Source organism: Curvivirga sp. (genome assembly GCF_965219885.1).
Classification (GTDB): domain Bacteria; phylum Pseudomonadota; class Alphaproteobacteria; order UBA8366; family Aestuariispiraceae; genus Curvivirga.
Window position 1 is genome coordinate 54,723 of sequence record NZ_CBDCOT010000009.1, and the last position, 26,249, is coordinate 80,971.

Genomic DNA, 26,249 nt, shown 5'->3' on the forward strand with positions numbered 1-26,249 from the left:
TCCCAATTTTCGCAGCTTTTATAGTGCGATTATATACAATTTCTTAGTTAACCCCAGTATCTTCAGCCCAAATACCAAAGACCAGAAGTGACCACAAAAAATAATGATGTGATTGCTGATGATTCTTATGAGCTTTCCATAGCTCCCTAACACCGTCTGGTTTGAGCCAAGGCGCAAAACGATCAGCTTCATGATAAAAGAACTTATTGGCTAGATCATACAACTCATCTACCAGAATCTTAGCAATAGGTACATTGAAGCCGCGTTTCTTCCCGTGAATCAACTCGGTCGAGCTTGTCATTTTTTCTAAACTCTTTCTAAGCGCTAACTTGTCTGGCCCCTTCATCGATGTAAGCAGACTATGATCCAAACTGCCTGCCAATTCCATAATCCGTTTGTCCAAAAATGGAACCCGGACTTCTAAAGAATGCGCCATACTAATGCGATCACTTTTAACCAACATGTCACTTGGAAGATAGTATTGTTGATCCCCCAACATCCATCTATCTATTTCGGTTGAAGCCTGACTACTGCTTATGGCAGCATTATAATCAGCCATAGGATCCTTAGAGATCAGCCCAGCCATTTCAGCGCCATATATAGCAGGTAGCTGATACTCAAATAAATAACGACGCCATTGAGCATGTTGCAGTCCACTGCCATATTGATATCCAAGCATAAAACGCCCGACTTTTTCTGCGAGAGGAATACGCCCATCCCTCGCATTATTTCTTTGCATTGCAAATTCACCAATCATTTTGGCAATTGACGTCGGGAATATACCATTCATAGCGCTTGCAATTCGAGAAGCTCTATAGGTTGGATATCCAGCGAAAAATTCGTCTCCACCTTCACCACTCAACGCGACAGTAACATGCTGCTTAATAGTCTTGCAGAGTTTGTATAGGGCAAAGCCCGAAGAATCTGATAATTGTGCATCAGTCGCATGCGCAATAGCACGTACAATATCTTCCGGTTTCTCATCATTTTGGATTTGAATAATATGGTGCTCTAATCCAGTTTCTTTCGCGACAATGCTAGCACCGCCACTTTCATCGAATGATTTTGAAGAAAAACTCGCCGTAAAAAGCGGCACATCAAACCCTTGCGCACTATATGACATCAAAGATGAATCAATGCCTGCACTTTGCATTATTCCAATAGGAACATCAGAAATCATCATATCAGCCACAACAGTCTTCAATGTTGCCGATATACGTTCGCTTGCTTCATCAAGAGAGGAGATTTTAGCCTCACGACTTGGCTGCCAAAAACGTACCTCACTTAAAACTTGACCATTTACATCATAGCGTCGGATCGTCCCGGGCAGAAGCTGACTCACACCTTCCAACGTCGATCGATCAGGCCCTACATAACCATTCGTAAAATAACTATGCAAATTCTCTGCGTTCAAACGAAATTTGTGATCTGAAAGTGTCAAAAAGGACTTAATCTCGCTCGCAAAATATACAGTTGTATCCAGTTGATAAATGTATAGTGGCTTAATACCGGCAGCATCCCTTGCGAGAGTTAATTCTTTATTTTTACGATCCCAAATCGCAACTGCAAACATTCCTTCTAACTTATCAAAAAGCGCATCACCCCAAAGCTTAAAACCAATTGGTAGAATTTCAGTATCACATTGCGTTTTAAACTGATAACCAGTCTCTTTCGTAATCTCCGCTCTCAATGACTTAAAGTTATAGATCTCACCATTATAGGTAACCACATATTCTTCATCTGAATCCGCCATCGGCTGATGACCGGCTTCTGAAATATCTAATATAGATAAACGACGATGCCCTAATGCGACGGGGCCGTCCAAATATTGGCCATGACCGTCCGGCCCACGATGCGCGAGCGCAGTCGTCATTCCACGAAGTATTGCTTCTGAATTCTTAAGGCCTTCAGAAAACAGAAAACCCGCGATCCCACACATTAAGTCATTCCCCTAAATCAAAATGATGACAGATTTCTCATTTCCCTTTGCATAGTCATTTCACAGGAAACAAGCAATTACTTATTGACTGTTTTATAGAGTTTAGTTTAGTTGTGGGTCTGTTTTTGAAGCAAATCTAACCCTTCAAAATTATAAGTAAATTAAGAGACAAAAGACGATGCTGCAACATGTTGCCTATTTAGTAGGCTTTTCTTTTTTATTGGCTTTAGGCCAATTATGCTTCAAGTCTGCAGCAAACCATCTCAATCAAAATAGTGATCTACCTATTGTAGAGGCTCTTCTTTCCAATTTTTGGCTTTGGGGCGCTTTCGCTCTTTATGGTATGTCCTCATTACTCTGGGTTTTTATATTAAGAGTTGTACCACTCAATTTAGCATATCCATTTGTAGCCATCGGATTTATTCTAGTACCTCTTGGCGGATGGTATTTTTTCTCTGAACATGTGAACTCTTGGTACATTCTAGGTGCAGGGTTTATCATCCTTGGCTTACTTATCATTACACTAAAAGCACAGGTTTAAAGGCTCAACATTATGCGAAACACTGAAATCAAACTGAATTGTGTGAACGGCATTTGGTATGCAGAAGACATCAATTCTGGATATTGGGGAAAGGCATCATCTCCAGACGAAGCTGTGGCTAATATTGAACAACAAAGAACAAATTATGCTGAATTCCAAAAAGAAAGTGGATTTAAACCTGTTAGTTCAATCAAACCGCAATTTATTTTGAGTCAATTTCTTAAAAGCATCTGGCCTTCAGTTAGACTACTTATTGTATTGAGCATGGCAAGCATTCCTCTGCATTTGGCAATTAAGACAGGTATCAAAGAAGGTGGATCTTCAATAAAGAATGCGATAGATGGTGAAGGTATTTGGGGTCGTATAGACAAAGTAATACTTAAGCTTGGGGATCCAAAGTTTGAGCTTTCAAAGGAAGAAGCTCAACAACTTCATGAAGCAATAGAACGTATTAAAGATCGATACAATTTGCTGACGAATGAGCAAACAAAAGAAGCAACGTCTGAAGAATAGCAGTTCCGCAAAGCGAAACAGAGAAATGATACGTCTTGGAAATATTAAATTTTGGCATCTTGCTGTTGTCTTAGCGTTAGCGATCCTTGCGACAACCCCTAAATATAAAGATATCGGTTGTCTGGAAAAAATAACACTCGCAAATTATGTTAATTTTTCTTTTAATTGTGATTCACCAGAATTAACAAATAGGCAGCTTGCACCTCATAAATTCTTCACAGAATATCATAACTGGAAAGGTCGTCCTGTTTATTTCACATATGGACTGGTTGTAGGATATGCGCTTTCCGGCCCCACAGCATTTATCAAACCCTTAATTTCAATTGAAGACTCATTGGGCATAGGTCGCGCGGCACATATTTCAAAAGTACTAAATTTTTATCTCGCATATTTTATACTCAATATAAGTATTGTCTTCATGTGCTGCTGGTGTGCCATTAGAATTAGTGGACTGCAAACTACAAGTTATACCGCCGCCGCTTTGACTCTTGTTATTGCTAGCCTAGACGTTGTAGAAGCAGGTACATTTCTGCTTCACACCGTTATTATGAATCTACCCGTCGCTATAGGCGCGTGTTTTTATTGTATCTTGGGGGCACAATTTAAGCTGCTATCTAGATTCTCATACATTAGTTTGGGGCTATTTATAGGGTTATCTATTCTAGTTTATCCGGCCTTCGCCATTCTGGTACCCGCCTTTTTTTGTGGCCTTGCTTATGGGATATTTGTATTAAAAAGTCAGCGCAATATTTCTATTAAATTACTATTATGGAACATTGTCCTATTTATTGGCTTATCTTTAATCCCGGTGCTGTTCTGGACAAATTTAAATCAATACATCTTTGAAACCAGCACCTATCTAACTTTGGATAAAGGGCAATTTAAGTGGTTACCAGAAGCTCTTAAACAAGATAATTGGTTAGAATTAATATTTACCCGAGCGGAAAAATTCCTCTTCAGAGTCTATCTTACAACAAAAATTGAAGTCATATCTGCCCTATTCGCATTTCTAGGCATATTAGTTTGGGCTATTTACAAAAACAGAACATTACGATCGCCTTTTAGTGACCTACCGTTATTCGCGCTGCTTATTTCTATTTTAGGCGTTTTATCTTTTAATTTTCTTCAGGGGTATTACGCACCTCGGATGCATTATTGTATTGCAGCTTTGCTCTATATCGCTGTTATGAGATTCGCTGTATTGCAAAAAAGCGATAAAGCTGTAGTTCCTCTCTTTCTAGGCATTTCTGTTGTACATTTTTATGATGCGATTTTCTATTTCACGATAACTGGGGATTAATTTAACTTCATCAATAGCTTAGAATTGGAAAAACAAGAAACCTCAAACAAAATAGGCGCCCAAAGGCGCCCATAAAGTTAATCTCAACCTTAGTATAATCAGTCGAGACCCAGGAAATTTTCCAAATCCGACATTTCCGCCGGAAAGGCAAAGCCAATTTCATGATCCAACATATCAATTTTGGTTTCATTTGTTGAAACTGTACATAATGTAACTTGTTTGACTGATGTTGCGAGCGCTTGCCATATTTCTCGCGATCGGCGTATAGCTTCTGATACGCCCCATAATTCCATCGTGGCCCCACCGCTGTATCGGATCTCAACAAACCCGGCGCGGTAAAGATCCCCATGCACATGCATTTTTTCAACTGAACAAGGTGTATTTTCTTGATCAAGTTTAGGAATTTCTTGTTGCACCACATTATCAGGCGTGATCCAACAACCATATTCAACATGAGAGTCCACTAAAGACATAAACCTTCCCCAAAATTGCCAATCATAGGAAGTTCATAGGACGCCCCCCAGCCCTTCCATTTTTTTTCGCACAGCCATATGCGAAATGTCCTTGAAAAGTATTATGCCTACTTTTTTAATAGAATGCAACTATATCAGAATATCATAATAGTAACGATATTTATATAACATCGAGACGACCGAATACTATTGCACAGCCTAACACCTGCTTTGAAAAATCGTTATAAACAATCTTTTGCAGCATTGATCTTTCACATTTATAAGTATTTTCTGAAAAAAGAACCGAAGTGTAAAAAAAGCTATGCTTTATTAATGACATAGTAAAAAAAAGCAGTTAAGATTCTTTTAGTGTCAATTTATCACTACCCTTTTTGCGCCCGAATTTTAAGAATTCGTGCCAAATTATAAAAAGATTAAAACAAAACCATTGATGAAAGAGTGCTCATAAAACCACAGGTTTCGCAGACCTCAATTCTTTGGAACAAATTTGTCGATTAATTAGAAAAACTCGGCAATGGCAGGACAGGGACTTCGCAGGTCTACGCTTTCATCTGACATAAAGCGGGAGATAAGCGCATGTCAAAACAGCTGGAAACTCGTAAAGAAGAGCTGTTAGAAAAAGTATCCGGATTTGTATCAAAACGGATGTCAGGGGCAAAAGGCAAAGCGGCCCAAGACTTCATTGACCACTATTACATGAATGTCCCGCCATCTGACATGGACGAGCGTGATCCCGAAGATCTATATGGTGCAGCAATTTCCATGTGGACATGGGGGCAAACCCGCAAAGAGGGCGAAGCCAAAATCCGCGTATATAATCCACGCATGGAACAACACGGTTGGCATTCAACCCATACAGTGATTGAAATTGTCAACGATGACATGCCCTTCCTTGTTGATTCTGTCGCCATGGAATTATCCCGTCAAAACCTTGGTGTGCATTTGGTTGTTCATCCCGTTTTTTGTGCAGAACGAGATACTTCCGGGAAATTACAAAAACTGACTTACGGTAAGAACCCGAAAGGAAGTATTCGTGAATCCTATATGTCTCTTGAAGTGGATGAGCAAACCTCAGAGGAAGCCCTTACAGAGATTGAAAAAGGTTTAAACACTGTTCTTGAAGATGTGCGTGCCGCAGTAGAAGATTGGCCGTCCATGCGTGAAAAAGCTAAAGAGCAAGTGGCTACATTTGCAAAGAAACCGCCAAAAGGTGTCAGCAAAGAAGAGTTTGATGAACTCAAAGATTATATGCAATGGATTCATGATGATAATTTCACCTTCCTTGGTTACACAGAGATGTCTTATGGAAGTGGAAAGAACTATCTTGAACCTGTTAAAGGAAGCGGCCTAGGTCTTTTACGAGACCCACAATTTACAATCATCGAAGGCTTAACAGATTCTGGTAAACTATCAGCCGACATTCGTAAATATATCGATTCCTTAGGCGTGGCGCGCACGATGAAAGCCAGCCGTCGGTCGACTGTCCATCGTCGTGTTTATATGGATACGATCGCAATCAAAATTTACGACAGCAAAGGTAAAGCAACAGGGGAACGCATTTTTGCAGGTTTATTTACCTCCGAGGCTTATAACCAATCCCCCCGTGAAATCCCGTTATTGCGTCGAAAAGTAAAAGCTGTCGTTGATCGCTTGGATCTCTCACAAACCAGCAGTCATATGACCAAAGCAATCTTGCATGTGGTCGAAAACTATCCACGTGATGAGCTTTTTCAGATTTCAGAAGATGAACTAGCCCAAACGGTTTTGGGTATTGTCTATCTTCAGGAACGTCAACGCATCGCCCTTTTCACACGCCAAGACGCATTTGAACGCTTCATGTCTGCGATCGTTTATGTTCCAAAAGATCGCTTCTCTTCTGCCTTACGCAAAAAAATAGGAGAAGTCTTAAGTAGATGTTATGAGGGACAAGTTTCCGCACATTATACCTATATGACCGATGAACCTTTGTGCCGTGTCCATTTTATCATTGGGACCACACCAGGTGAAGTTCCTGAGGTATCAGTACGCGATGTTGAGACACGGGTTATCGAAGCAGGACGTACATGGGAAGACAAACTACGCCAAGCATTAATTGAAAGCGAAGGCGAAGAACGTGGTCTGTACTTACATCGTCGTTATGCAGATGCCTTTCCTGCATCTTACAAAGATAACCAAGCTGTTCAAACCGCGATATACGATCTTGGTAAGATTGAAACCCAGTTGGAAAAGAAAGAGATAGAGGTTAGCCTCTATCATCCGATTGAAGCGGAAGATCATCAACTTCGTTTTAAGGTCTTCAATTATAATGGCCCTGTGATTTTATCAGAAATCATGCCGATGCTCGAAAATATGGGTCTAAAGGTATTAGAAGAAGCACCTTATGAAATTCGACCCGCTAATGCTGATAGTTATACAGTTGTTCATGACTTTGTATTAGAGACAGCAGACAAGCAGCCTGTTAATTACAGTGCAATTCGTGAAAGTTTCCATGTAAGCTTTAAACATATTTGGTCAGGTCAGGTTGAAAATGATGCCTATAACCGTTTAGTTCTGACTGCGGGGTTAGATTGGCAAGATGTTGTGATTATTCGTGCTTATTCCAAGTATTTACGACAAGCACGAATCCCATTCTCCCAAGCCTATATGGAAGAAACACTGGCTAACAATGCTGAACTAGCCGGATTGATTGCCAAATTATTCCATATTCGGTTTGATCCGGCCCTCCAAAGCGATATGTCCGAAAAAGTCGAAGGGGACATGGTCAAGTTGATCTCTTCCAAATTGGACTTGGTTGAAAATCTGGATGAAGATCGTATTCTTCGCCGCTTCCTTAACATCGTACAATCAACATTGCGTACCAGCTTCTTCCAGAAAGAAGACGATGGTAATCCGAAATCTTATGTTTCCTTCAAACTGGCTGCACGTGAGATAGAAGATTTACCACAACCTGCACCGCTTAGAGAGATTTTTGTATATTCTCCGCGTTTTGAAGCTGTGCATTTACGTTTTGGCATGGTTGCACGCGGGGGGTTACGTTGGTCAGATCGTCGTGAAGATTTCCGTACAGAGATCCTTGGCCTCGTAAAAGCCCAACAGGTTAAAAATGCCGTAATCGTCCCAGTAGGATCAAAAGGTGGTTTTGTTCTAAAGAAAGCACCACCGATGTCAGATCGCGCCGCTTTCATGGAAGAAGGTATCACCTGCTATAAAACCTTTATTCAAGGAATGCTGGATATCACCGATAATCTAGAGGGGGATACAGTTGTGCCACCATTAAATGTGGTACGAAAAGATCAAGATGACCCTTACTTAGTGGTGGCTGCAGATAAAGGAACCGCAACCTTCTCTGATTATTCAAACGAAGTCTCCGTGAAAAATGGCTTCTGGTTAGGGGATGCCTTTGCATCTGGTGGATCAGCCGGCTATGACCATAAGAAAATGGGTATTACTGCCCGTGGTGCTTGGGAATCTGTAAAACGTCATTTCCGTGAAATGGGCCATGACACACAATCTCAAGATTTTTCCGTGATTGGTGTAGGTGATATGGGAGGTGATGTATTCGGTAACGGTATGTTGCTTTCTGAACATATATGTTTGAAAGCTGCGTTTAACCATCTCCATATCTTTATTGACCCAACCCCTGATTCAGCGAAAACGTTCAAAGAACGTAAGCGTTTGTTTGAAGACGTGAAAGGCTGGGATGCCTATGATCAAAGCTTAATTTCTAAAGGCGGTGGTATTTTTGATCGCAAAGCAAAATCCATCTCCCTTACCCCAGAAATTAAAAAAATGATTGGTATGGATGTCGATAGCTTGCCACCTAATCAATTAATCTCAGCTCTTTTAAAAGCTGAAATCGATCTTCTCTGGTTTGGTGGTATTGGTACCTATATTAAACATTCAGATGAAACCGATGCTGATGCGGGTGATCGTGCAAATGACTCCTTACGCGTCAACGCGAATGAGCTAAAATGTAAAGTTCTTGGTGAGGGTGCCAATCTTGGTGTTACTCATCGTGCGCGTATTCAGTTTGCTGAACATGGCGGCCGTGTAAATACAGATGCCATTGACAATTCCGCTGGTGTGGATTGTTCCGACCATGAAGTGAATATCAAAATTCTTCTGGGTGACGTTGTTGCACGCGGTGATATGACTGAAAAGCAACGCAATGTGTTATTAGAAGAAATGACTGATGAAGTGGCTGCATTGGTCTTACGTGATAATTATCAACAAACACAATCTGTCTCCATGGTTGAATTGATGGCTATTAAAGATCTGGATAGTCATCAACGTACAATCCGATCCATGGAACGAAGTGGCGATTTAGATCGCGGCCTAGAGTTCTTACCAGATGATGAAGAAATCTCTGATCGTTTAGCCTCTCAAAAAGGATTAAGCCGTCCAGAGCTTTCAGTAATTCTAGCTTATGCGAAAAACATCACTTATCAGAATTTATTGGAATCTGATTTACCTGATGATCCTTTATTGACTGAAGACTTGGAACGTTATTTCCCAACACCTTTACGGGATAAATATCTTTCCAATATTCACAAACACCGTCTACGTCGCGAAATTATTGCGACTGCGGTCACAAATTCTATGATTAACCGCACTGGTCCTGCATTTGTGAATGAGATGAATTTACGTACAGGTATGAGTGACCCGGATATTGCCCGTGCCTATACAATCACACGTGAGGTCTTTGGGTTACGTGAGCTCTGGAACCAAATTGAAGCTTTGGATAATAAGGCGGGTTCAAAAGTTCAATTACAAATGTTGCAAGAAACACGTCGCACCATCAATCGCATGACGGAGTGGTTCTTACGTAACGAAGAACATCCTCTCAACATTTCGGATAATATTGAAAGATATAAATCCGGCGTGGCCACACTTAAAGAAAATCTGAAAGACATCCTAGGACAAATTGCTTTAGATAATATTGATGCACGTTCCAAGCGCTTCGAACAGGACGGTGTTCCAGCGGATCTTGCACAAGCAATTGGTCAGTTAAAAATGCTGTCTTCTGCCTGTGATGTTGTGCGTCTTGCGGGTCAAGCGAACCAACCAGTTAAGGAAGTTGGGCAAACTTATGCCTCTATTGGCACAAAGTTTGGCTTGGATTGGTTACGTTCTGCTGCCAACCGCATCCCGGCGGACAGCCAATGGTATCGTTTGGCTTTAAGCGCCACGATCGACGATCTTTGGGGATTGCAGTCAGACATTACGTCTCGCGTTCTGAAAGATGGTGAAAATGGCGATAAAGCAATTGAAACATGGTCCAAGCGCCGACCAGAATTGGTTGAGCGCGTGGAAAGTCTTTTAAGTGAACTTAATAATTTACCACAAATTGACTTAGCTATGCTGGCTGTTGTCAGTCGAGAGCTAAGAAATTTGATTAACTAGAAATTGATCCATCAATTTAAAAGCCGGGACAAAATTTGTTCCGGCTTTTTCATGATCATTAATTACGGCACACAGCTGTATGTTTATTAAATCTGGCCAAAAAATCGGGATTACGTTTTAAAAAGATATGGCCAAAATATATTGCACCAGATATCGTTTTCACGGGATATGTCTTGAAGTTTTCAGCATTGGCACCTAGCTGCCGTAACGCTTGTTCATAGCTTTTTCCATTGGATAACAGAATATCAAATTTATCTTTACGTAACTCACTTATTCCTTGAGTGGCATTCGCAACAATCTCTACATCATTTTTGATGTTTTTTGCTTTCAATTCGTTCTGAAGCCACATCAAACGTCTAGTTCCACGGCTGGAGCCAAATCGTGCTTCATAGAAATATGCGTGATCAGGTGTCAATTCATTCTCTTTATGAAGGATGTAAATCCATTTGATTTCGCGTAATGCGTCCGAATAACTTGCATAGCTATCTCGTTCATCTGATCGCGCGGCAATGAAGAAACCATCGACTGACCCGTTTTGTGTTGCAATTTGTCCGCGCTTCCATGGCATCTCAACCACATCTAGTTCTTCCGGCAGATGTTCAAACACGCATTGCACCAATTTAACTTGAGCCTCAATATCTTCATTCACATCAACCACGAGCGATACTTTAGAATTCGCCGAGACTGTCGATATAGAATATCCAAGAAAAATAAATGCGAGATACAGGATACGATGCATTTCACCCTCAATAGAAATTAAATGTTGATGCACATATATCTGAATACAAAAATTTTGTGCATAAAAAAAGAGGCCCTTTCGGACCTCTTTTAAAATAATTACATGTGTTTCAATTACATGTTTGGATAATTTGGACCTTCACCACCTTGCGGTGTAACCCAGTTAATATTCTGGGTCGGGTCTTTAATATCACATGTTTTACAATGTACACAGTTTTGTGCGTTGATTTGCAAACGTGGATTAGATCCATCATCATCTGTCAAAATCTCATATACACCAGCTGGGCAGAAACGCTGTTCCGGCGCATCATAATCTTCCAAATTCACACTGATCGGCACAGTTTCATCTTTTAATTGCAAGTGACATGGTTGTTCTTCTTCATGTGCAGTTGCAGCAAAGGAAACGTTTGTCAAACGATCAAAACTGATAACACCATCTGGCTTCGGATAGTCAATTGGTGTGCATTCTGATTTCTTTTTCAAGCTCTCATGGTCGGTGCCATGATGCTTCAGTGTCCAAGGTGCTTTACCGCGGAACAGATATGTATCGATCGCAGAATAAGCCATACCAGCCCAGAAACCCCATTTGAAACTTGGACGGATGTTACGAACTTTATAAATTTCGTCCCATAGCCATGTTTTCTTCAACATTTCTGGATAAGATGTGATTTCACGTGGTGCTTCACCTTCGCCTGTCAACGCTTCAAACAATGCTTCCGCCGCAGTTGTACCGGACTTCATGGATGTATGCGTACCTTTAATTTTTGGTACATTTAAGAAACCAGCTTCACAACCGACAAACAAACCGCCCGGGAATGTCAAAGTTGGAATTGATTGATATCCACCTTCATTCAAAGCACGTGCGCCATAAGAAATACGACGACCACCTTCTAATACTTTCTTGATATCAGGGTGATGCTTGAAACGTTGGAATTCTTGGTAAGGAGATAGATATGGGTTGGAATAATCCAAACCAACAACCATACCAATAGAAACTTGATTACCCTCCAAATGATACAGGAACGTACCACCATAAGTATCGGACTTCATTGGCCAGCCGGCTGTGTGTGTGATTTTACCTGGTGTAGATTTTTCAGGCTCAATCTCCCATAATTCCTTGATACCGATACCGTAGGTTTGGAAATTACCTTCTTCACGAAGATTGTAATGTTCCATCAATTGTTTACCTAGATGACCACGGCAACCTTCTGAGAAAATTGTTTGTTTCGCATGGAGTTCCATACCAACTTGGTGCATAGGCCCCGGTGTACCGTCTTTATTCAAGCCCATATCACCTGTTGCAACACCTTTTACAGAACCATCTTCATGGAAAAGAACTTCTGCAGCCGCAAAACCTGGATAAATCTCAACACCCAAAGCTTCTGCTTGCTCACCTAACCAACGAACAAAGTTACCCAAGGAGATAATGTAGTTACCTTCGTTATGCATTTGTGGCGGCACAACTGGCAATTTGAAAGAACCAGTTTCAGAAAGAATCAAAAACTCATCATCTTTTGCTGGTGTGTCTAAAGGCGCGCCTTTGTCTTTCCAATCCGGAATCAATTCATCCAATGTGCGTGGTTCTAACACCGCACCAGAAAGTATATGGGCACCAACTTCGGAACCTTTTTCAAGAACACATACAGAAATTTCTTTACCAGTTTCCTGTTCCAATTGTTTAAGACGGATCGCAGCAGACAGACCGGATGGGCCTGCACCAACGATGACAACGTCATATTCCATAGATTCGCGTTCGACTGCTTCGCTCATGCGTCTCACTCCTCAATAATTATCCTGACCAACTTCACATGCCTTTTCCAAGCATCCCCTGAAAGTTGGGTCGTGTCTTTATCGTTTGTTGGTTATTGGAGACCCACCCCACCACACGATAATCATGTTAAACTTATTACCGACCGCCCTTGTCTTACCTAATCTGAGCCAAGGTTCCAAACAGATTCTGCGATTTTTGGTGCAAAATCTGTAGAAAAAAAAGCTCCGCTTTGATATGTTTCGAACAAATCAATAAATTTTAAGGCATGTTTAGCCTTGAAAGGCTTTCTTGAAAATGGATCAGCACGACATAGAGATGACCATAAGCGACGCGATCTCTGCCTTACAATGGCAAATTGAGATGGGCGCTGATGAAGCGTTGATCGACAGCCCTGTTGATCGATATGCCTCTGTTATTGCCCAACAAGAAGCAAAAGCCGCCGCCGCGCGCGCCGTGGTTGATCAAGCGCGAACCCAATCAAGTATAGCAAAACCAGCTGCACCTGCACCAATGCGACCTTCTCCATCTGCACCTCTAGGCGCAGCGGAAGCAATTGAGGCCGCAAGAAAACTTGTTGAAACATGCGATAGTTTAGATGCTCTAAAAACGGCGCTTGAGGGTTTCGAAGGTCTTGGTACATTGAAAACCAGTGCAAGTAATACTGTATTTGGTGATGGCAATCCAAATGCGGACATCATGATTATCGGTGAAATACCTGAAAAACAGGATGATGTCAGTGGGCGTGCTTTTTCTGATCGCGGTGGTTTATTATTGGATAAAATGTTCAACGCTATCCATCTAACTCGTGAAAATTTCTTCGCCTCCAATCTGGTATTTTGGCGCCCCGCCGGTGGCAGTAGCCCTACCGACGGCCAGCTCGCAGTTTGTAAGATTTTTATTGAAAAGCAGATAGAACTCATTCAGCCAAAAATGATTATCTGTCTTGGCGCAAAACCTGTGAATATTCTGCTTAATCAAACTGGTGGTATATCACGTATGCGAGGTAAATGGATTGAGCATAAATTTGAATATTTAAACAACTCCATTCATATTATGCCTATATTTGCGCCCTTATCCTTAATTAAAACGCCCGCACAAAAACGCCTTGCATGGCGCGATTTACTTGAGATACAGCAGAAATCGAAAGCATTTTAGCTAAAAGCGTGCTTCTTTTGCAACAATCCCCATAACAACGTCTTGATATCACCTCAAATAAGACTATTTCCCTTGCTAAAGCGTGCGACGCCCCACAAGATAAGATGTTTGAATCGATTATGACGAGCTCAATAGAGCCAAGATAGGAATTTCAGGATTTGTTTAAAAGTATAAGCTTTCTTGGATACTTAAAGCAAAAGCCAACCTCTCTCTTAAAGAGTGGAATGGCTTTTTGCGTGATCTCAACTTTTGCTATTACTTCTGTTTCTGCTCAAACTGTCACGCAAACTAAAGAAACAGCAAGTATACCAAATGCTGACAGCATCTATAAAGATGGCCAACTTAAACAAGTTGATGATTATCAGTTACCGCGGATTTTAGGTGCCAAAGATGCAAAGCTTTATAATGAAATCTTTGCTCTTCAGGAAAATGGTAAATGGAATGCAGCTCAAAAACTAATTAAACAACTTGATAATGATGTTTTAATGGGGCATGTCGATTTTCAGCGCTATATGCATCCCACTGCATATCGCTCCAAATATTTAGAACTTAAAGACTGGATGACGAAGTATTCCGACCATCCGGGTGCTGGTCGCGTCTACAAACTTGCCCTTCGTCGTCGCCCTAATAATTATAAGTACCCAGTACAACCACGTAATCCAGATTTGCCGGGTTTTGATGGAACCGAAGAAGAAGCAAAACAACCACAAGCTGTCTATAAAGTTCCCAAGATTAAGAAACCTTACCGTCAGAAATCTCATCGTCGCGAAATCAGACAAGTTCAATATCAGATCAAGCGTTGGGTTCAACGGGGAAATGTGACCAACTCCCTCAAAAAACTGGATACCAAACGCAATCGCAAGATATTCGACAATATCAGTTTTGCTGAAAGCTTAGGTGTCATTGCACGAGGATATTATCGTTACCATAAAGATAAAGAAGCGGTCAGAGTTGCTATCCGCGCAGCAGATCTTTCCCCGGAAGTTGCAGATAACGCACGCTGGTGGGGTGGGCTTGCTGCCTGGCGTATGCAGGATTATGAAACTGCAGCACATTTATTCTCTGGTTTGAGTGAAGGTAAATATACACCTCATGAAACGCGTTCAGCTGGTGCCTATTGGGCGTCACGTGCTTATCTGCAAGGTGGTTGGCCTGCATCTGTAAATACGATGCTTGAACGCGCTGCACAGTATAAACATAGTTTCTATGGATTGATTGCCTCTTATGCTTTGGGCCGAGACCCAGGTTTCAACTGGCAGATGGCACAATTAACAGATTTTGACATGGATTTGTTGATGCGAATCCCTGCAGCTCAACGTGCCTTAGCCTTAATTGAAGCCAATCAAGCCCATCGTGCAGAAACAGAATTACGTCGGTTTGTTGATAATCTACCACCGTCTTTAAGTAATGCTATTCTGGCTTTTGCTGATGCGGCAGGGCTCGCTGACTTATCCTATCGTCTTGGCGCCTCAATCCAACGCAAAGAAGGCCGTGCAATGGATGCGGCTATCTATCCAATTCCAAGTTGGGAACCAGAAGATGGGTTTGAAATTGACCGGGCCTTGATTTATGCATTTGTTCGTCAAGAATCCCGTTTCCGTCCGCGCGCAAAAAGTCGTGCAGGCGCACGTGGCTTAATGCAATTGATGCCAGCAACAGCAGGCTTTATGGCTGGAAAACGCTTTCGCGGAAATGAAAGAGATAAGCTATATAACCCTAGCTATAATTTAATGTTGGGTCAAAAATATCTGACACATCTACTGGAAAGTTATTCTGATGGCGGTAATCTTTTCCAGATGGCTGCGGCTTATAACGGCGGTCCAGGAAATCTACAAAAATGGATGAGAAAAGTCGATTATCAAGATGATCCATTATTGTTTATCGAAAGTTTGCCATCACGTGAGACTCGCCTTTATATTGAGCATGTTTTCAGTAATCTTTGGATTTATCGTAATCGTTTAGGTCAACCGGTACCGACATTGGAAGCGATTTTATCCGGCAATTGGCCAATTTATATAGGCCTTGATCGTCCAAGTAATATTGCTGAAACTTCTGTTGAACAAGTTGACACGATTATTATTCAATAATCTATTCTAAAGTATTCTTTTAGGAGTTCTCCGATGGCATTAGATCATGATCGTCCATTTATTCCCTTGAACATTGCCATCCTAACCGTGTCAGATACACGTGGTTTAGCAGAAGACAAATCAGGTCAAATTTTGGTAGATCGCCTTGAAAAAGACGGTCATCTACTTGCAGATCGCAAAATTTTAAAAGACGATATCCCTGACATTGTCACACAACTCAACGAATGGTGCGATAATCCAGAAATTGATGTGGTGATTTCAACTGGCGGCACGGGCCTTACAGGTCGCGATGGCACCCCGGAAGCTTTTGAACAAGTTTACGAAAAACCAATTCCGGGATTTGGTGAGCTCTTCCGTATGCTCAGTTATCAAAAGATTGGCAGTTCAACCATCCAAAGTCGTGCCACTGCCGGCGTTGCAAAAGGCACCTATTTATTTGCAGTTCCAGGGTCATCCGGTGCTTGTAAGGATGCATGGGATGATATCTTGCAAACCCAGCTGGATAACAGACATAGACCATGCAATTTTGTGGAAATTGCACCACGCCTAAGAGAGCATGAAAAGTAACATGGAAGGGATGATAAATATCATCCCTTTTTTATTTCCATTTCTGATTATTTGCGAGCTTGTTTTTAATGGCTTCTTCAATTTTGAAGGTCGCCTCATCGATAAAACGCCTACGCGCCTCCTCATTTACAAAACGACGTGAAGCCAGATCTTTATCTAATTGTATAAGTGACGTAACTGCGTCATAGCGCATTTGGTGATATTCACGTGTTTGAACCGCATTCCCCAAAGCAGCTTCGCTATATTCACGGCTGAGGAAACTAAATACGCCTAGCTCTTGCCAGATAAGTGAAGAGAGTTGCGCCAATTGCTTCCCATTCAATTCTTTCAAAAAAACATTTATTACAGCCTTATCGTGCTCATCTAACTCCAGAATATAATCATTCGTATTAACTTCATTCTTCAACGCACGGCGATCCAACATTTCAATCGCGGAATTAGTTTGTTGAAATGCATCATTATGTATCAGGCTAGCAACTTGTTTTTCCGATAATTCTAACTGTTCACTATGTTCTGATACCAAATCTATTAAGGTTGGAGAAAATAGTTTCATATCGCCAGCACGGGAAGATAGAGAAAAAACAAGAAGCGAGCACAGAGCCGGAATCAGAATAATTGCTTTTTTCATTTGATCACTCCGTAATTGCAAAAGTACCTTCTGATCCACCACCGATGACAGTATCTGAACTCCCTTCACCAGTAATGGATTGATACCCACTTTCAGATGCAACGGGCGAAGTTGTAGGAGCATCATTCCCAGCAACTAAAAATTCAGGACGATATTTACCCACCATCTCTTTAATACGTGCCATTTGTCCTTCGGAAAGCTCTGTTAAACATTGATCATCACTATAGTTCATAAAGTTATTCAAAGGCGAAAATGACTTTCCATCACAAGCCTGTTGTTTGCTTTGTGAAGGACAACCATAATCCGGCTGATCATGGGCAATAGTATCAGCCACCTCATCCCCATTTCCACTACATCCATCTTGGAAAGTATGAAACAACCCTAACCAATGTCCCACTTCATGCGTTGCTGTTCGACCAAGATTATAGGGCTCTTCTCCATTGGGGAATGTGGATGCGTTACACACAACACCATCCATAAGACCTAGATCTTTCTTATCCCAGGGAAAAGTCGCATATCCAAGCAACCCACTTTGCAAAAGACCTGAAGAATAAAAATTCAGGCAAGACGTCGGGTCTTTCCCAAGCTTTGCCTTCACATGATCAATCATGTCAGCTACATACCAATCTTCGTTGTCATAATAATCTACAGCCTTCTGGGTGAAAGTTATCCCATATGGCTGTAGATCTTTATTCAAAACATCTGTTTGTGCAGCGATATCCTTTTCAGATATTTTACCTTCCGATCCTGCATGGATGATATGATAATGAATAGGAATTACAATTTTCTTATTGGTTAGCATCGACATGCTATGCATCCGGAAAGCTTTTAATTGCCCTTCCACTTTACGCCGGACGTTAAGCGGCGGTGTCTTCACCCCACATTTTCGAGTTAAAGCTTTAGCACTACTAAATGGATGGATGCCTATTGCCGCAATAGTTGCACATCCAGCTTTAATAAATTGTCGTCGTTGCATGATATTCCCGTCCCTCATTCTTTAGAATATGTTATCTCGCAAATGAAATATTATCCATTCCTAATTATGAAAGGTTTTGACGGGTTTCCTAAAATAAGGGATGTGAATTCATTGATGCATCAATCATCAAACTTGAACCGAGCAATAAAATCACCAATCCACCAACAAAAGAGGCTAACATAGGTCCATAATGCATAAGGCGGCTTTCTTTACCTTGCATCAAGTATACAGCTAGGTTGCGAAAATAAACGGTCATCAATGCCAGCAGACTAACGGTTAGTGCCGTACCAAGCGAGATAAGCATAACCGACAAAACACCCGCCCATCCAAGGCCAAATAATTCTGCAAACGTTAATACGATGACCGATCCCGTACATGGGCGTATACCGATAGAGATGACGATGCCAATCGTGTCACGCCATCCCGATATTTGTGCGACCTGTTCCGGCCCGATAGCATGATTATGTCCACAACTTGAACAAGTTTCTGTACTTCCGTGAGCGTGCCCATGACTATGCGCATGGGAATGAGCATGGCCTATAGAGTGATTGTGAATCTCCTTGGGTTTACGTATTCGAATAAACTGACGTACTGCCCGAAACATCAAAAATAAACCGATCAACGCAACAAGCAAAAAACTGGTTTGTTCCATTATAGGCACGGTATCTTTAATGGCCCATTGTGAGAAAAAGATCAGACTAGATACCGCCTTGACCAATACGATTGCAGTAATCCCTTGTACGATCGCAGATGCCGCCGACAAGAATATACTGCGCTTTATATGACTTTTATGACTAAGAATATATGTACCGATCACGGCTTTACCATGACCTGGGCCTGCAGCATGAAAAGCCCCATATAAGAAACTCAGCACAAGCAAGCTAATCAAAGCCTGTTGCCCGCCATCTTGCACGGCTTGCAGGGCATTTGCCAATTCCATATGCAAGGCTTGCTGCTGCTCACGAATATAACCTGTGACATCCCCCCAAACAGACGCATGGGCCATATTTGGTATAAGTGATACCCCCGAACCAACAGTAAGTGTTGCTTTGGTTCTTTTTAAAAACATGTAACGGATACTTTCTCTGCAAAAAACTGCCCGACGCCATTGCCTGCTGTCTCTGTCTTATCAAGATCAGCCATTCTGGAAATTAACTCTTCTGTGGGTTCTGGGTCAGTAAAATCATAACTACAGTTTTCTTCAGCTGTTTGATTACCTTCAAATGCAATTAAACGATCTTTATGCAGGATTTCGATATAATATGTTGGGTCATAAACGGAATATGTGATGTCTTTTGGATCCAACGCTTCCGGTAAAGGCAGATTAAACTCTAACCATAAACGCCCATCGTCGATATCAGTTGAAAATTCTGTCACTGTTTCAAAATTTTGCTTTTCACCAGCAACATCCATAAAGGTAAAATAACTATAATCTTCCAAATTGGTCAGATTTTCTTTTGCCAATTCATTAATAAAGGTTTTGTCCAGGTTGCCATCCTCATCACGTTTCACCCCACTCAACGCAAATCCCGTATAAAGCGCATCGAAAGTCCAGCGCAGTTTCAGGCCCTCAACCTGCCCTTCATCGTTGAAAACAACACTACTTTGTAGATCAATCCAGGCATGAGGATGAGCATATGACATTTTTGGAAATTGCATCAAAAGAACAGTAAGTAAAAAAGTAAAATAGGTATTTTTTTTCATAATGTTATAATATAACATTTTCAAGTTTTCTTTCCAGTGGTGATAGGGATAAATTCCGTTCCTAAGAATATCTACTTAATGCGGCGAAATCTTGACAGATATATAATGCCTTTATGAGTAAATATACAAATCATAGTATCAATCATCGTTTTACAGATCACGCCTTAAAGGGCCGTGGCGCTGTTAGTAATCAGGTTGGGCGGTTTGAACGTTTCAATCGTGAAAGTTTCGATGACGGTTGGAACTCACCTGAAACTGATCAAATAGATGATCCATTTGCATCAGGCACACAAATCCCAACAAGCCTTATGGTGGATAACAGCAAGAAGATTATCACTTTTAATCAGTCACCTGATGTTCCCTTTGATCGCTCCATAAATCCTTATAAGGGATGTGAGCATGGTTGTGTTTATTGTTTTGCGCGTCCTTCTCATAGTTACTGGGGGTTGTCTGCTGGTTTAGATTTTGAAACCAAGCTTTTCTATAAACCGGATGCCGTTGATATTTTGGAGAAAGAATTAGCCCATCCCAAATATGAACCCGCCCCTATTGCTTTTGGAACCAATACCGATCCTTACCAGCCCGTCGAAGCAGAGAAGAAAATCACGCGCAATTTAATTACCAAACTGACCGAATGCCGCCACCCCTTCACTATTGTAACTAAAAATCAGATGGTCTTAAGGGATTTGGACATTTTAACGGAAGCAGCTAAATATAAGTTAGTGCGCGTTATGGTTTCCGTGACCACATTAGATCATAAATTAGCCAATAAACTTGAACCTCGTGCAACGACGCCCCAAAAGCGATTGCAAACCATACAGGCTTTATCAGAAAACAATATTCCTGTGGGAAGCTTAACAGCCCCCATCATTCCGGCAATAAATGATCATGAAATTGAAAACTTGATAGCTGCAGTTAAGGAAGCAGGCGCAGAAAGCGCAGGCTATATCCTTTTACGTCTACCGCTTGAAGTCAAAGACTTGATGAAGGAATGGTTAGATCATCATTATCCCAATAAAACCAATCGTGTTTTATCCTTAATCAGTCAAAGCAGAGATGGGAAGTTAAATCATAGCACATTTGGAAAACGTATGTCCGGCACAGGTGCCTATGCAGCAATGATCAGAAAAAGATATAATCTGGCGTTAAAGAAACATTTCGGATCACATTTCAATCCTGAAGACCGGGTTGAATTACAAAGGTCACTCACCACAGAATACTTCACTCCTCCGACGCCCAAAGGTGGGCAGTTTAACTTGCTTTGACTTAATAGGGGATTATTACTTTTTCCCATTCGCCAAATTAATCGCTTCAGGGTTGGAACGTAAACGCCACATTGCTATCGCCCCAGCAAACGGGCCAATCGCCAATATCATGAAAGCATAATTCCATCCTAAGGTATCAATAATTCCGGGCATGATATGGATAGCAATTAAAGTTAATGCAAAGCCCATAGCCGTTTGCATTGTTAATAAGATTCCGACACGTTCAGGCGGCGCTAGTTCAGTGATACTTGCTGAAAATTGTGCAGAATCAGCAATTATACTTACACCCCAGATAATACATATAATCGCGATGATAGAAGGAGATCCTCCAAAGAAGAAACCAATCACTGTGGCACATAGACCACTTACCAACATAGCTGATATAGTGACCGTTGTGCGCCCTATACGATCAGCATAATAACCAGCAATCAAACAACCAATTACGCCGCCCATACCTATAGCTGTAAAGCTTAGTAATCGGGCATAAAAGGCTGCAACTTCTGCATCTAGATAAACAAGCTTAAAACTTGCATCTAAAAACAAACCAAGCCATGCCCACATGGCATAAAGCTCCCACATATGCCCCAAATAACCCAAATTTGCTAACCTTAAGCTTGGTGACGTAATAGCCAGCATCATGGCTTTGGGATTCAAGGGTGGAGCTGGTTTTATATTTGGTCCAATTTGAACCAATAAAATTACTAATGAACCAAACATGGCGGCCAGTGAAGATACTTGAATCGTAAAGCGCCAATCGATGCCACCAAAAGCATTAAACAAATGGGGTGCAGCTGATCCTAATGTCAAAGCTGCGACCAAAACAGCAACTAACAATCCTGTATCGGAATAACGCCCTGCCTTATTGACCCAAGATACAGCTAACTTCATCCCGACCGGATAAACCCCAGCCATACAAACACCAGTAAGAAAGCGTAAAACGATCATCCAGAAAGAATCAATAGTCACAAATAAAATCGCAAAATTTGCGATACTTGCGATCCCGCCAGAAACAAGAATTATCCGTCTAGGATCATACCGATCCGCTAATCCCATTATTGCGCTCACAAGTGAACCAACTACAAACCCCGCCTGTACAGAACTGGTTAATAACGAGAGCTGATCATCCGTTAATGAAAACTCTTGTTTTAGAGAGGGCGCGATAGCCGACGCAGAAAACCAGACAGCCATTATCGCTACCTGCGACAAAGCAATAAAAAATACGGATGTTTTTTTTGAATCAATCATATTCTGTACAAGCATATAGAATACTTCGTTTCTGTTAACATTTTTCAATCACGCAAGATGGCTAATGCCTTAAAAATCTCTAACATGCCAGCATGCAAATAAAAAGTTTAGCTTATAAAAACTTACCGCGATGCAACATAAATGTTTTGACAGTTTGCGCAGTCTAGGTCATTTTGGGAACATGTAATAAGGGCGTCATAGAGTTTTCTATGTGCGTCCTGATCAGGAGCGTGTTTTTCTGCTTGATAAAATTAATATAATTTATGAACGATCATTCAGAAAACCGGAAAGCATATTTCGACGTATAAGAAACAGGGGAGCGGGATTCTTACCTGCTTCATGTTAAAACGTCAGGAGGAAGCGGATGTTTACTTCATTCGCATATGATAAAAAATTTAAACATCACGAGGGGTGGTCATGAGCGCTCAAAACAGACCTTTATCCCCGCATTTGCAGGTATATCGCTGGCAATGGAGTATGGCCTATTCAATTCTAAACCGGGCAACCGGAATAGCATTGGCAGGCGGGGCTCTTTTCCTTTTCTGCTGGTTAACAGCACTTGCAAGTGGCGCGGAAGAATTCACAGCCGTTCAAAATTTTGCAGGTTCCATTATTGGTCGTATCCTATTGCTAGGATGGACTTGGTCCCTATTTTATCATTTGGTGAATGGTATTCGTCATTTGGTTTGGGATTCAGGCCGTTGGCTTGATCTGAAATCTGCTGAGATCTCTGGCCATGTTAGTTTGGCATTATCTATCGTCCTTACCATTGCGGTTTGGGCTTTAGCATATATGGTTTAGGAGGTGCTATTATGAGTTTACGTACACCTCTTTCCGAAGTTCGCGGGCATGGTTCTGCGAAGGACGGTACACATCACTGGTGGGTTCAACGTTTATCTGGTGTTGCCCTTATTCCTTTGACCATTTGGTTTGTGTTTTCTGTAGCCTGCATGGTTGGAAGTGACGCTTCATTAGCCGCAACAGTTGTTGGTAGTGAATATGTGAAATTCAGCACTTGGGCCGCTCAGCCTTTTAATGCCACATGCCTAATCCTTTTGGTTGCAACCAGTTTCCATCATGCGCAGCTAGGTGTTCAAGTTGTCATCGAAGATTACATTCATGGCGCTTTACGCACACCGTTACTAGTCGCGATAAAGTTATTGGCAGTTGCATTTGCCGTTGGTGGCATTTTGGCAGTTTTGAAAATCGCCCTATAAGGAATAACGGACATGAGTACATCCAACTATAAAATCGTGGATCACACCTATGACGTTGTTGTTGTAGGTGCAGGTGGCGCAGGCTTACGCGCAACCTTTGGTCTTGCGGAAGCAGGTTTGAAAACAGCCTGTATTACAAAAGTATTCCCGACACGCTCCCATACAGTTGCAGCGCAAGGTGGTATTTCTGCCTCCCTTGGTAATATGGGACCAGATGACTGGCGCTGGCATATGTATGACACTGTAAAAGGGTCTGACTGGTTAGGCGATCAGGATGCGATCGAATATATGGTACGTGAGGCACCAGCTTCCATTATCGAATTGGAACATTATGGTGTGCCATTTTCGCGTACGGAAGAAGGTAAGATTTACCAACGTCCATTTGGTGGTATGACAACTGAATATGGTGAAGGCCCACCTGCGCAACGTACTTGTGCCGCGGCTGACCGTACAGGTCATGCGATCCTTCACACATTATACCAACAATCCTTGAAACATCAGGCCGAATTCTTCATTGAATATTTTGCGCTTGATTTGATCATGGAAGATGGCGAATGCCGTGGTGTTATGGCATGGAACCTTGATGACGGTACAATCCATCGTTTCCGCGCGAAGATGGTGATTTTGGCAACTGGTGGCTATGGTCGTGCATATTTCTCTGCGACATCTGCGCATACATGTACAGGTGATGGCGGTGGTATGGTGCTTCGTGCTGGTCTACCTATTCAGGATTCCGAATTCGTACAATTCCACCCGACAGGTATTTATGGCGCAGGTTGCCTGATTACCGAAGGTGTACGCGGTGAAGGTGGTTATCTCACCAACTCTGAAGGCGAACGTTTCATGGAACGTTATGCCCCATCTGCGAAAGACTTGGCGTCACGTGACGTTGTAAGTCGTTCCATGACAATGGAGATTAACGCAGGTCGCGGTGTTGGTCCAAAAGGCGATCATATCCATCTGCATATTGAACATCTTGATCCTGCTGTGATCGAAGAACGCCTACCGGGTATTGCGGAATCTGCACGTATCTTTGCTGGCGTTGATGTAAGTAAAGAACCAATTCCGGTAATCCCGACCTGTCACTATAATATGGGTGGTATTCCTGCCAACTATAATGGTGAAGTATTAACCATCAAAGATGGTAACCCTGACACAGTGGTTCCAGGTTTGATGGCCGCGGGTGAAGCAGCATGTGTATCTGTACATGGTGCGAACCGTTTGGGATCTAACTCCTTGCTTGACCTTGTTGTGTTTGGTCGTGCCGCAGCCCTTCATTGTGCGAAAATCGTGGATCGCGATGCACCGCATAAAGACTTGGCAGCCGATGCAGGTATGGAAACACTGGAACGTCTTGAAAAATTACGCACAGCTGATGGTACACATTCCACAGCCTCCATCCGTGCGGAAATGCAAGACATCATGCAGAAACATTGCGCGGTATTCCGTGAAGGCGACAGCCTATCAGAAGGTGTTGCGAAACTTAAAGAAACTTGGAAAAAACTTTCCGATATCAAAGTTTCCGATCGCACTATGGTTTGGAACTCCGATCTTGTTGAGACATGGGAATTGGACAACTTGATGCGTCAGGCGATGGCAACCATCGTTGGTGCGGAAACACGTAAAGAATCCCGTGGTGCACAAGCACGCGAAGATTATCCTGATCGTGATGATGAAAACTGGATGAAACATACAGTTGCCTGGATCGGTGATGATGGCGATGTGAAATTGGATTACCGTCCGGTTCACATGGAAACCATGACTGATGAAATTGACACTATCCCGCCTAAGGCGCGGGTATATTAAGCGGTAAGGAAGGAGACTGAAAATGGCTGAATTTTCTCTACCGGCGAATTCCAAAATCCGTGAAGGTCAACGTTGGAAAGCCCAATCCGGTGGCAAAAATATCAAGGAATTCCGCATCTATCGTTGGAATGAAGACAGTGGTCAAACACCACAAGTCGACACTTACGAAGTAGATCTGGACGAATGTGGCCCAATGGTATTGGACGCGTTGATCAAGATTAAAAACGAGATCGACCCGACTTTGACATTCCGTCGTTCTTGTCGTGAAGGTATTTGTGGTTCTTGCGCCATGAATATTGATGGCTTGAACACTTTGGCATGTACAAAATACATTTCCGAGATCAAAGGGAAGGCAAAAATTTATCCTTTACCACATATGAATGTTGTAAAAGATTTAGTTCCTGACCTTAAACATGCTTATGCGCAATTGGCATCTGTTGAGCCTTGGATCAAAACAGATACAGCAACACCTCCAGATGGTGAGCGCCTACAATCCCCAGAGGATCGTAAAAAGCTTGATGGTTTGTATGAATGTATCCTGTGCTTTAGCTGCACTACATCCTGCCCAAGTTACTGGTGGAATGGTGATCGCTATTTAGGCCCTGCAGTATTGCTTCAAGCATATCGCTGGATCGCAGATAGCCGTGATGAATATACAGGGGAACGTTTGGATGCGTTGGAAGACCCATTCCGTTTATTCCGTTGCCATACCATCATGAACTGCTCCAACACTTGCCCGAAAGGTTTGAACCCTGCCAAGGCAATTGCGGAAATCAAAAAGTTAATGATTGAACGTAAAGTTTAATCAATAAACTTTATCATTTATTTAAAGGCGGGATTATTCCCGCCTTTTTTGTAACTATATTAACCTTCTTCAACAAAAAACTTCGATGACTATCGAATAATCTATCATTCAAATTA

The 26,249-nt window shown here is 42.0% G+C and carries 21 protein-coding genes; 12 read left to right on the forward strand and 9 right to left on the reverse strand.

Annotated features, from left to right (window positions below; genetic code table 11):
• Positions 1-43: 43 nt before the first annotated feature.
• On the reverse strand, positions 44-1,939 hold the full coding sequence (gene asnB / locus ACOQOA_RS05810) for an asparagine synthase (glutamine-hydrolyzing) (protein WP_420547703.1): 1,896 nt from the start codon (positions 1,937-1,939) through the stop codon (positions 44-46).
• A gap of 178 nt (positions 1,940-2,117) precedes the next feature.
• On the opposite strand from asnB, the gene ACOQOA_RS05815 reads away from it, so the two are divergent.
• From ACOQOA_RS05815 to ACOQOA_RS05825, 3 genes are read left to right on the forward strand one after another with little or no spacing between them, the layout of a single operon-like run.
• Positions 2,118-2,480 carry a hypothetical protein gene (locus ACOQOA_RS05815; RefSeq protein WP_420547704.1) on the forward strand — a complete coding sequence of 121 codons (363 nt, stop codon included), beginning with the start codon at positions 2,118-2,120 and terminating at the stop codon, positions 2,478-2,480.
• 12 nt (positions 2,481-2,492) lie between these two features.
• Positions 2,493-2,993 carry a hypothetical protein gene (locus ACOQOA_RS05820; protein ID WP_420547705.1) on the forward strand — a complete coding sequence of 167 codons (501 nt, stop codon included), beginning with the start codon at positions 2,493-2,495 and terminating at the stop codon, positions 2,991-2,993.
• Entirely contained in the window at positions 2,959-4,293 is a 1,335-nt protein-coding gene (locus ACOQOA_RS05825; protein WP_420547706.1) for a hypothetical protein, read from the forward strand. Before ACOQOA_RS05820 ends, ACOQOA_RS05825 begins: the two co-directional genes overlap by 35 nt.
• A 98-nt stretch (positions 4,294-4,391) precedes the next feature.
• On the opposite strand, the gene ACOQOA_RS05830 is transcribed toward ACOQOA_RS05825, so the two are convergent.
• On the reverse strand, positions 4,392-4,766 hold the full coding sequence (locus ACOQOA_RS05830; RefSeq protein WP_420547707.1) for a hypothetical protein: 375 nt from the start codon (positions 4,764-4,766) through the stop codon (positions 4,392-4,394).
• A 576-nt stretch (positions 4,767-5,342) separates the two neighbouring features.
• Between ACOQOA_RS05830 and ACOQOA_RS05835 the strand changes: the two genes are divergently transcribed.
• Positions 5,343-10,169 carry an NAD-glutamate dehydrogenase gene (locus ACOQOA_RS05835; protein WP_420547708.1) on the forward strand — a complete coding sequence of 1,609 codons (4,827 nt, stop codon included), beginning with the start codon at positions 5,343-5,345 and terminating at the stop codon, positions 10,167-10,169.
• 58 nt (positions 10,170-10,227) lie between these two features.
• Here the strand turns inward: ACOQOA_RS05835 and ACOQOA_RS05840 are convergent, their stop codons facing one another.
• Both ACOQOA_RS05840 and ACOQOA_RS05845 read right to left on the reverse strand, forming a co-directional pair.
• On the reverse strand, positions 10,228-10,908 hold the full coding sequence (locus ACOQOA_RS05840) for a hypothetical protein (protein ID WP_420547709.1): 681 nt from the start codon (positions 10,906-10,908) through the stop codon (positions 10,228-10,230).
• Between the two features lie 113 nt (positions 10,909-11,021).
• A complete protein-coding gene (locus ACOQOA_RS05845) occupies positions 11,022-12,677 on the reverse strand; it encodes an electron transfer flavoprotein-ubiquinone oxidoreductase (protein WP_420547710.1) in 1,656 nt (551 codons plus the stop codon).
• 295 nt (positions 12,678-12,972) lie between these two features.
• Here ACOQOA_RS05845 and ACOQOA_RS05850 point away from each other — a divergent pair, with 295 nt between their 5' ends.
• The 3 genes from ACOQOA_RS05850 (at position 12,973) to moaB (ending at position 16,487) form a co-directional block, all read left to right on the forward strand.
• Entirely contained in the window at positions 12,973-13,833 is an 861-nt protein-coding gene (locus tag ACOQOA_RS05850; RefSeq protein WP_420547711.1) for a uracil-DNA glycosylase, read from the forward strand.
• Between the two features lie 224 nt (positions 13,834-14,057).
• Positions 14,058-15,920, forward strand: a complete 1,863-nt coding sequence (locus tag ACOQOA_RS05855; protein ID WP_420547712.1) for a lytic transglycosylase domain-containing protein — start codon at positions 14,058-14,060, stop codon at positions 15,918-15,920.
• A gap of 33 nt (positions 15,921-15,953) precedes the next feature.
• Entirely contained in the window at positions 15,954-16,487 is a 534-nt protein-coding gene (gene moaB / locus ACOQOA_RS05860; RefSeq protein WP_420547713.1) for a molybdenum cofactor biosynthesis protein B, read from the forward strand.
• 31 nt (positions 16,488-16,518) lie between these two features.
• Here moaB and ACOQOA_RS05865 read toward each other — a convergent pair whose 3' ends face one another.
• The 4 genes from ACOQOA_RS05865 to ACOQOA_RS05880 all read right to left on the reverse strand — a co-directional run bounded on the left by ACOQOA_RS05865 (position 16,519) and on the right by ACOQOA_RS05880 (position 19,735).
• Positions 16,519-17,115 carry a hypothetical protein gene (locus ACOQOA_RS05865; RefSeq protein ID WP_420547714.1) on the reverse strand — a complete coding sequence of 199 codons (597 nt, stop codon included), beginning with the start codon at positions 17,113-17,115 and terminating at the stop codon, positions 16,519-16,521.
• Between the two features lie 4 nt (positions 17,116-17,119).
• Positions 17,120-18,091, reverse strand: a complete 972-nt coding sequence (locus ACOQOA_RS05870; RefSeq protein WP_420547715.1) for a zinc metalloprotease — start codon at positions 18,089-18,091, stop codon at positions 17,120-17,122.
• 88 nt (positions 18,092-18,179) lie between these two features.
• Positions 18,180-19,160, reverse strand: coding sequence for a nickel/cobalt transporter (locus ACOQOA_RS05875; protein WP_420547716.1), 981 nt, complete (start codon positions 19,158-19,160; stop codon positions 18,180-18,182).
• A complete protein-coding gene (locus tag ACOQOA_RS05880) occupies positions 19,151-19,735 on the reverse strand; it encodes a DUF1007 family protein (protein WP_420547717.1) in 585 nt (194 codons plus the stop codon). Before ACOQOA_RS05880 ends, ACOQOA_RS05875 begins: the two co-directional genes overlap by 10 nt.
• Positions 19,736-19,908: 173 nt before the next feature.
• Here ACOQOA_RS05880 and ACOQOA_RS05885 point away from each other — a divergent pair, with 173 nt between their 5' ends.
• Entirely contained in the window at positions 19,909-21,060 is a 1,152-nt protein-coding gene (locus tag ACOQOA_RS05885) for a PA0069 family radical SAM protein (protein ID WP_420547718.1), read from the forward strand.
• Positions 21,061-21,075: 15 nt separating this feature from the next.
• On the opposite strand, the gene ACOQOA_RS05890 is transcribed toward ACOQOA_RS05885, so the two are convergent.
• A complete protein-coding gene (locus ACOQOA_RS05890) occupies positions 21,076-22,320 on the reverse strand; it encodes an MFS transporter (RefSeq protein WP_420547719.1) in 1,245 nt (414 codons plus the stop codon).
• Positions 22,321-22,722: 402 nt separating this feature from the next.
• Between ACOQOA_RS05890 and sdhC the strand changes: the two genes are divergently transcribed.
• From sdhC to ACOQOA_RS05910, 4 genes are read left to right on the forward strand one after another with little or no spacing between them, the layout of a single operon-like run.
• The gene (sdhC, locus tag ACOQOA_RS05895) at positions 22,723-23,106 is read left to right on the forward strand and encodes a succinate dehydrogenase, cytochrome b556 subunit (protein WP_420547720.1); all 384 of its coding nucleotides are present in this window, start codon (positions 22,723-22,725) and stop codon (positions 23,104-23,106) included.
• An 11-nt stretch (positions 23,107-23,117) separates the two neighbouring features.
• Positions 23,118-23,522, forward strand: a complete 405-nt coding sequence (sdhD, locus tag ACOQOA_RS05900) for a succinate dehydrogenase, hydrophobic membrane anchor protein (RefSeq protein ID WP_420547721.1) — start codon at positions 23,118-23,120, stop codon at positions 23,520-23,522.
• A gap of 12 nt (positions 23,523-23,534) precedes the next feature.
• Positions 23,535-25,328 carry a succinate dehydrogenase flavoprotein subunit gene (gene sdhA, locus ACOQOA_RS05905; protein WP_420547722.1) on the forward strand — a complete coding sequence of 598 codons (1,794 nt, stop codon included), beginning with the start codon at positions 23,535-23,537 and terminating at the stop codon, positions 25,326-25,328.
• A gap of 22 nt (positions 25,329-25,350) precedes the next feature.
• Complete coding sequence (locus ACOQOA_RS05910; RefSeq protein WP_420547723.1) at positions 25,351-26,133, forward strand: succinate dehydrogenase iron-sulfur subunit; 783 nt, start codon at positions 25,351-25,353, stop codon at positions 26,131-26,133.
• Positions 26,134-26,249: the final 116 nt, after the last annotated feature.

What these genes read in the sequence shown, in the direction of transcription:
- ACOQOA_RS05825 (WP_420547706.1), top strand. Translation starts at nt 2,959, where the DNA reads ATGAGCAAACAAAAGAAGCAACGTCTGAAGAATAGCAGTTCCGCAAAG.
- ACOQOA_RS05820 (WP_420547705.1), top strand. Translation starts at nt 2,493, where the DNA reads ATGCGAAACACTGAAATCAAACTGAATTGTGTGAACGGCATTTGGTAT.
- ACOQOA_RS05875 (WP_420547716.1), bottom strand. Translation starts at nt 19,160, where the DNA reads ATGTTTTTAAAAAGAACCAAAGCAACACTTACTGTTGGTTCGGGGGTA.
- asnB (WP_420547703.1), bottom strand. Translation starts at nt 1,939, where the DNA reads ATGTGTGGGATCGCGGGTTTTCTGTTTTCTGAAGGCCTTAAGAATTCA.
- ACOQOA_RS05815 (WP_420547704.1), top strand. Translation starts at nt 2,118, where the DNA reads ATGCTGCAACATGTTGCCTATTTAGTAGGCTTTTCTTTTTTATTGGCT.
- ACOQOA_RS05855 (WP_420547712.1), top strand. Translation starts at nt 14,058, where the DNA reads ATGGCTTTTTGCGTGATCTCAACTTTTGCTATTACTTCTGTTTCTGCT.
- ACOQOA_RS05845 (WP_420547710.1), bottom strand. Translation starts at nt 12,677, where the DNA reads ATGAGCGAAGCAGTCGAACGCGAATCTATGGAATATGACGTTGTCATC.
- ACOQOA_RS05865 (WP_420547714.1), bottom strand. Translation starts at nt 17,115, where the DNA reads ATGAAAAAAGCAATTATTCTGATTCCGGCTCTGTGCTCGCTTCTTGTT.
- ACOQOA_RS05835 (WP_420547708.1), top strand. Translation starts at nt 5,343, where the DNA reads ATGTCAAAACAGCTGGAAACTCGTAAAGAAGAGCTGTTAGAAAAAGTA.
- ACOQOA_RS05830 (WP_420547707.1), bottom strand. Translation starts at nt 4,766, where the DNA reads ATGTCTTTAGTGGACTCTCATGTTGAATATGGTTGTTGGATCACGCCT.
- ACOQOA_RS05890 (WP_420547719.1), bottom strand. Translation starts at nt 22,320, where the DNA reads ATGCTTGTACAGAATATGATTGATTCAAAAAAAACATCCGTATTTTTT.
- sdhD (WP_420547721.1), top strand. Translation starts at nt 23,118, where the DNA reads ATGAGTTTACGTACACCTCTTTCCGAAGTTCGCGGGCATGGTTCTGCG.
- ACOQOA_RS05910 (WP_420547723.1), top strand. Translation starts at nt 25,351, where the DNA reads ATGGCTGAATTTTCTCTACCGGCGAATTCCAAAATCCGTGAAGGTCAA.
- ACOQOA_RS05840 (WP_420547709.1), bottom strand. Translation starts at nt 10,908, where the DNA reads ATGCATCGTATCCTGTATCTCGCATTTATTTTTCTTGGATATTCTATA.
- ACOQOA_RS05850 (WP_420547711.1), top strand. Translation starts at nt 12,973, where the DNA reads ATGGATCAGCACGACATAGAGATGACCATAAGCGACGCGATCTCTGCC.
- sdhA (WP_420547722.1), top strand. Translation starts at nt 23,535, where the DNA reads ATGAGTACATCCAACTATAAAATCGTGGATCACACCTATGACGTTGTT.
- ACOQOA_RS05870 (WP_420547715.1), bottom strand. Translation starts at nt 18,091, where the DNA reads ATGCAACGACGACAATTTATTAAAGCTGGATGTGCAACTATTGCGGCA.
- ACOQOA_RS05880 (WP_420547717.1), bottom strand. Translation starts at nt 19,735, where the DNA reads ATGTCATATGCTCATCCTCATGCCTGGATTGATCTACAAAGTAGTGTT.
- sdhC (WP_420547720.1), top strand. Translation starts at nt 22,723, where the DNA reads ATGAGCGCTCAAAACAGACCTTTATCCCCGCATTTGCAGGTATATCGC.
- moaB (WP_420547713.1), top strand. Translation starts at nt 15,954, where the DNA reads ATGGCATTAGATCATGATCGTCCATTTATTCCCTTGAACATTGCCATC.
- ACOQOA_RS05885 (WP_420547718.1), top strand. Translation starts at nt 19,909, where the DNA reads ATGAGTAAATATACAAATCATAGTATCAATCATCGTTTTACAGATCAC.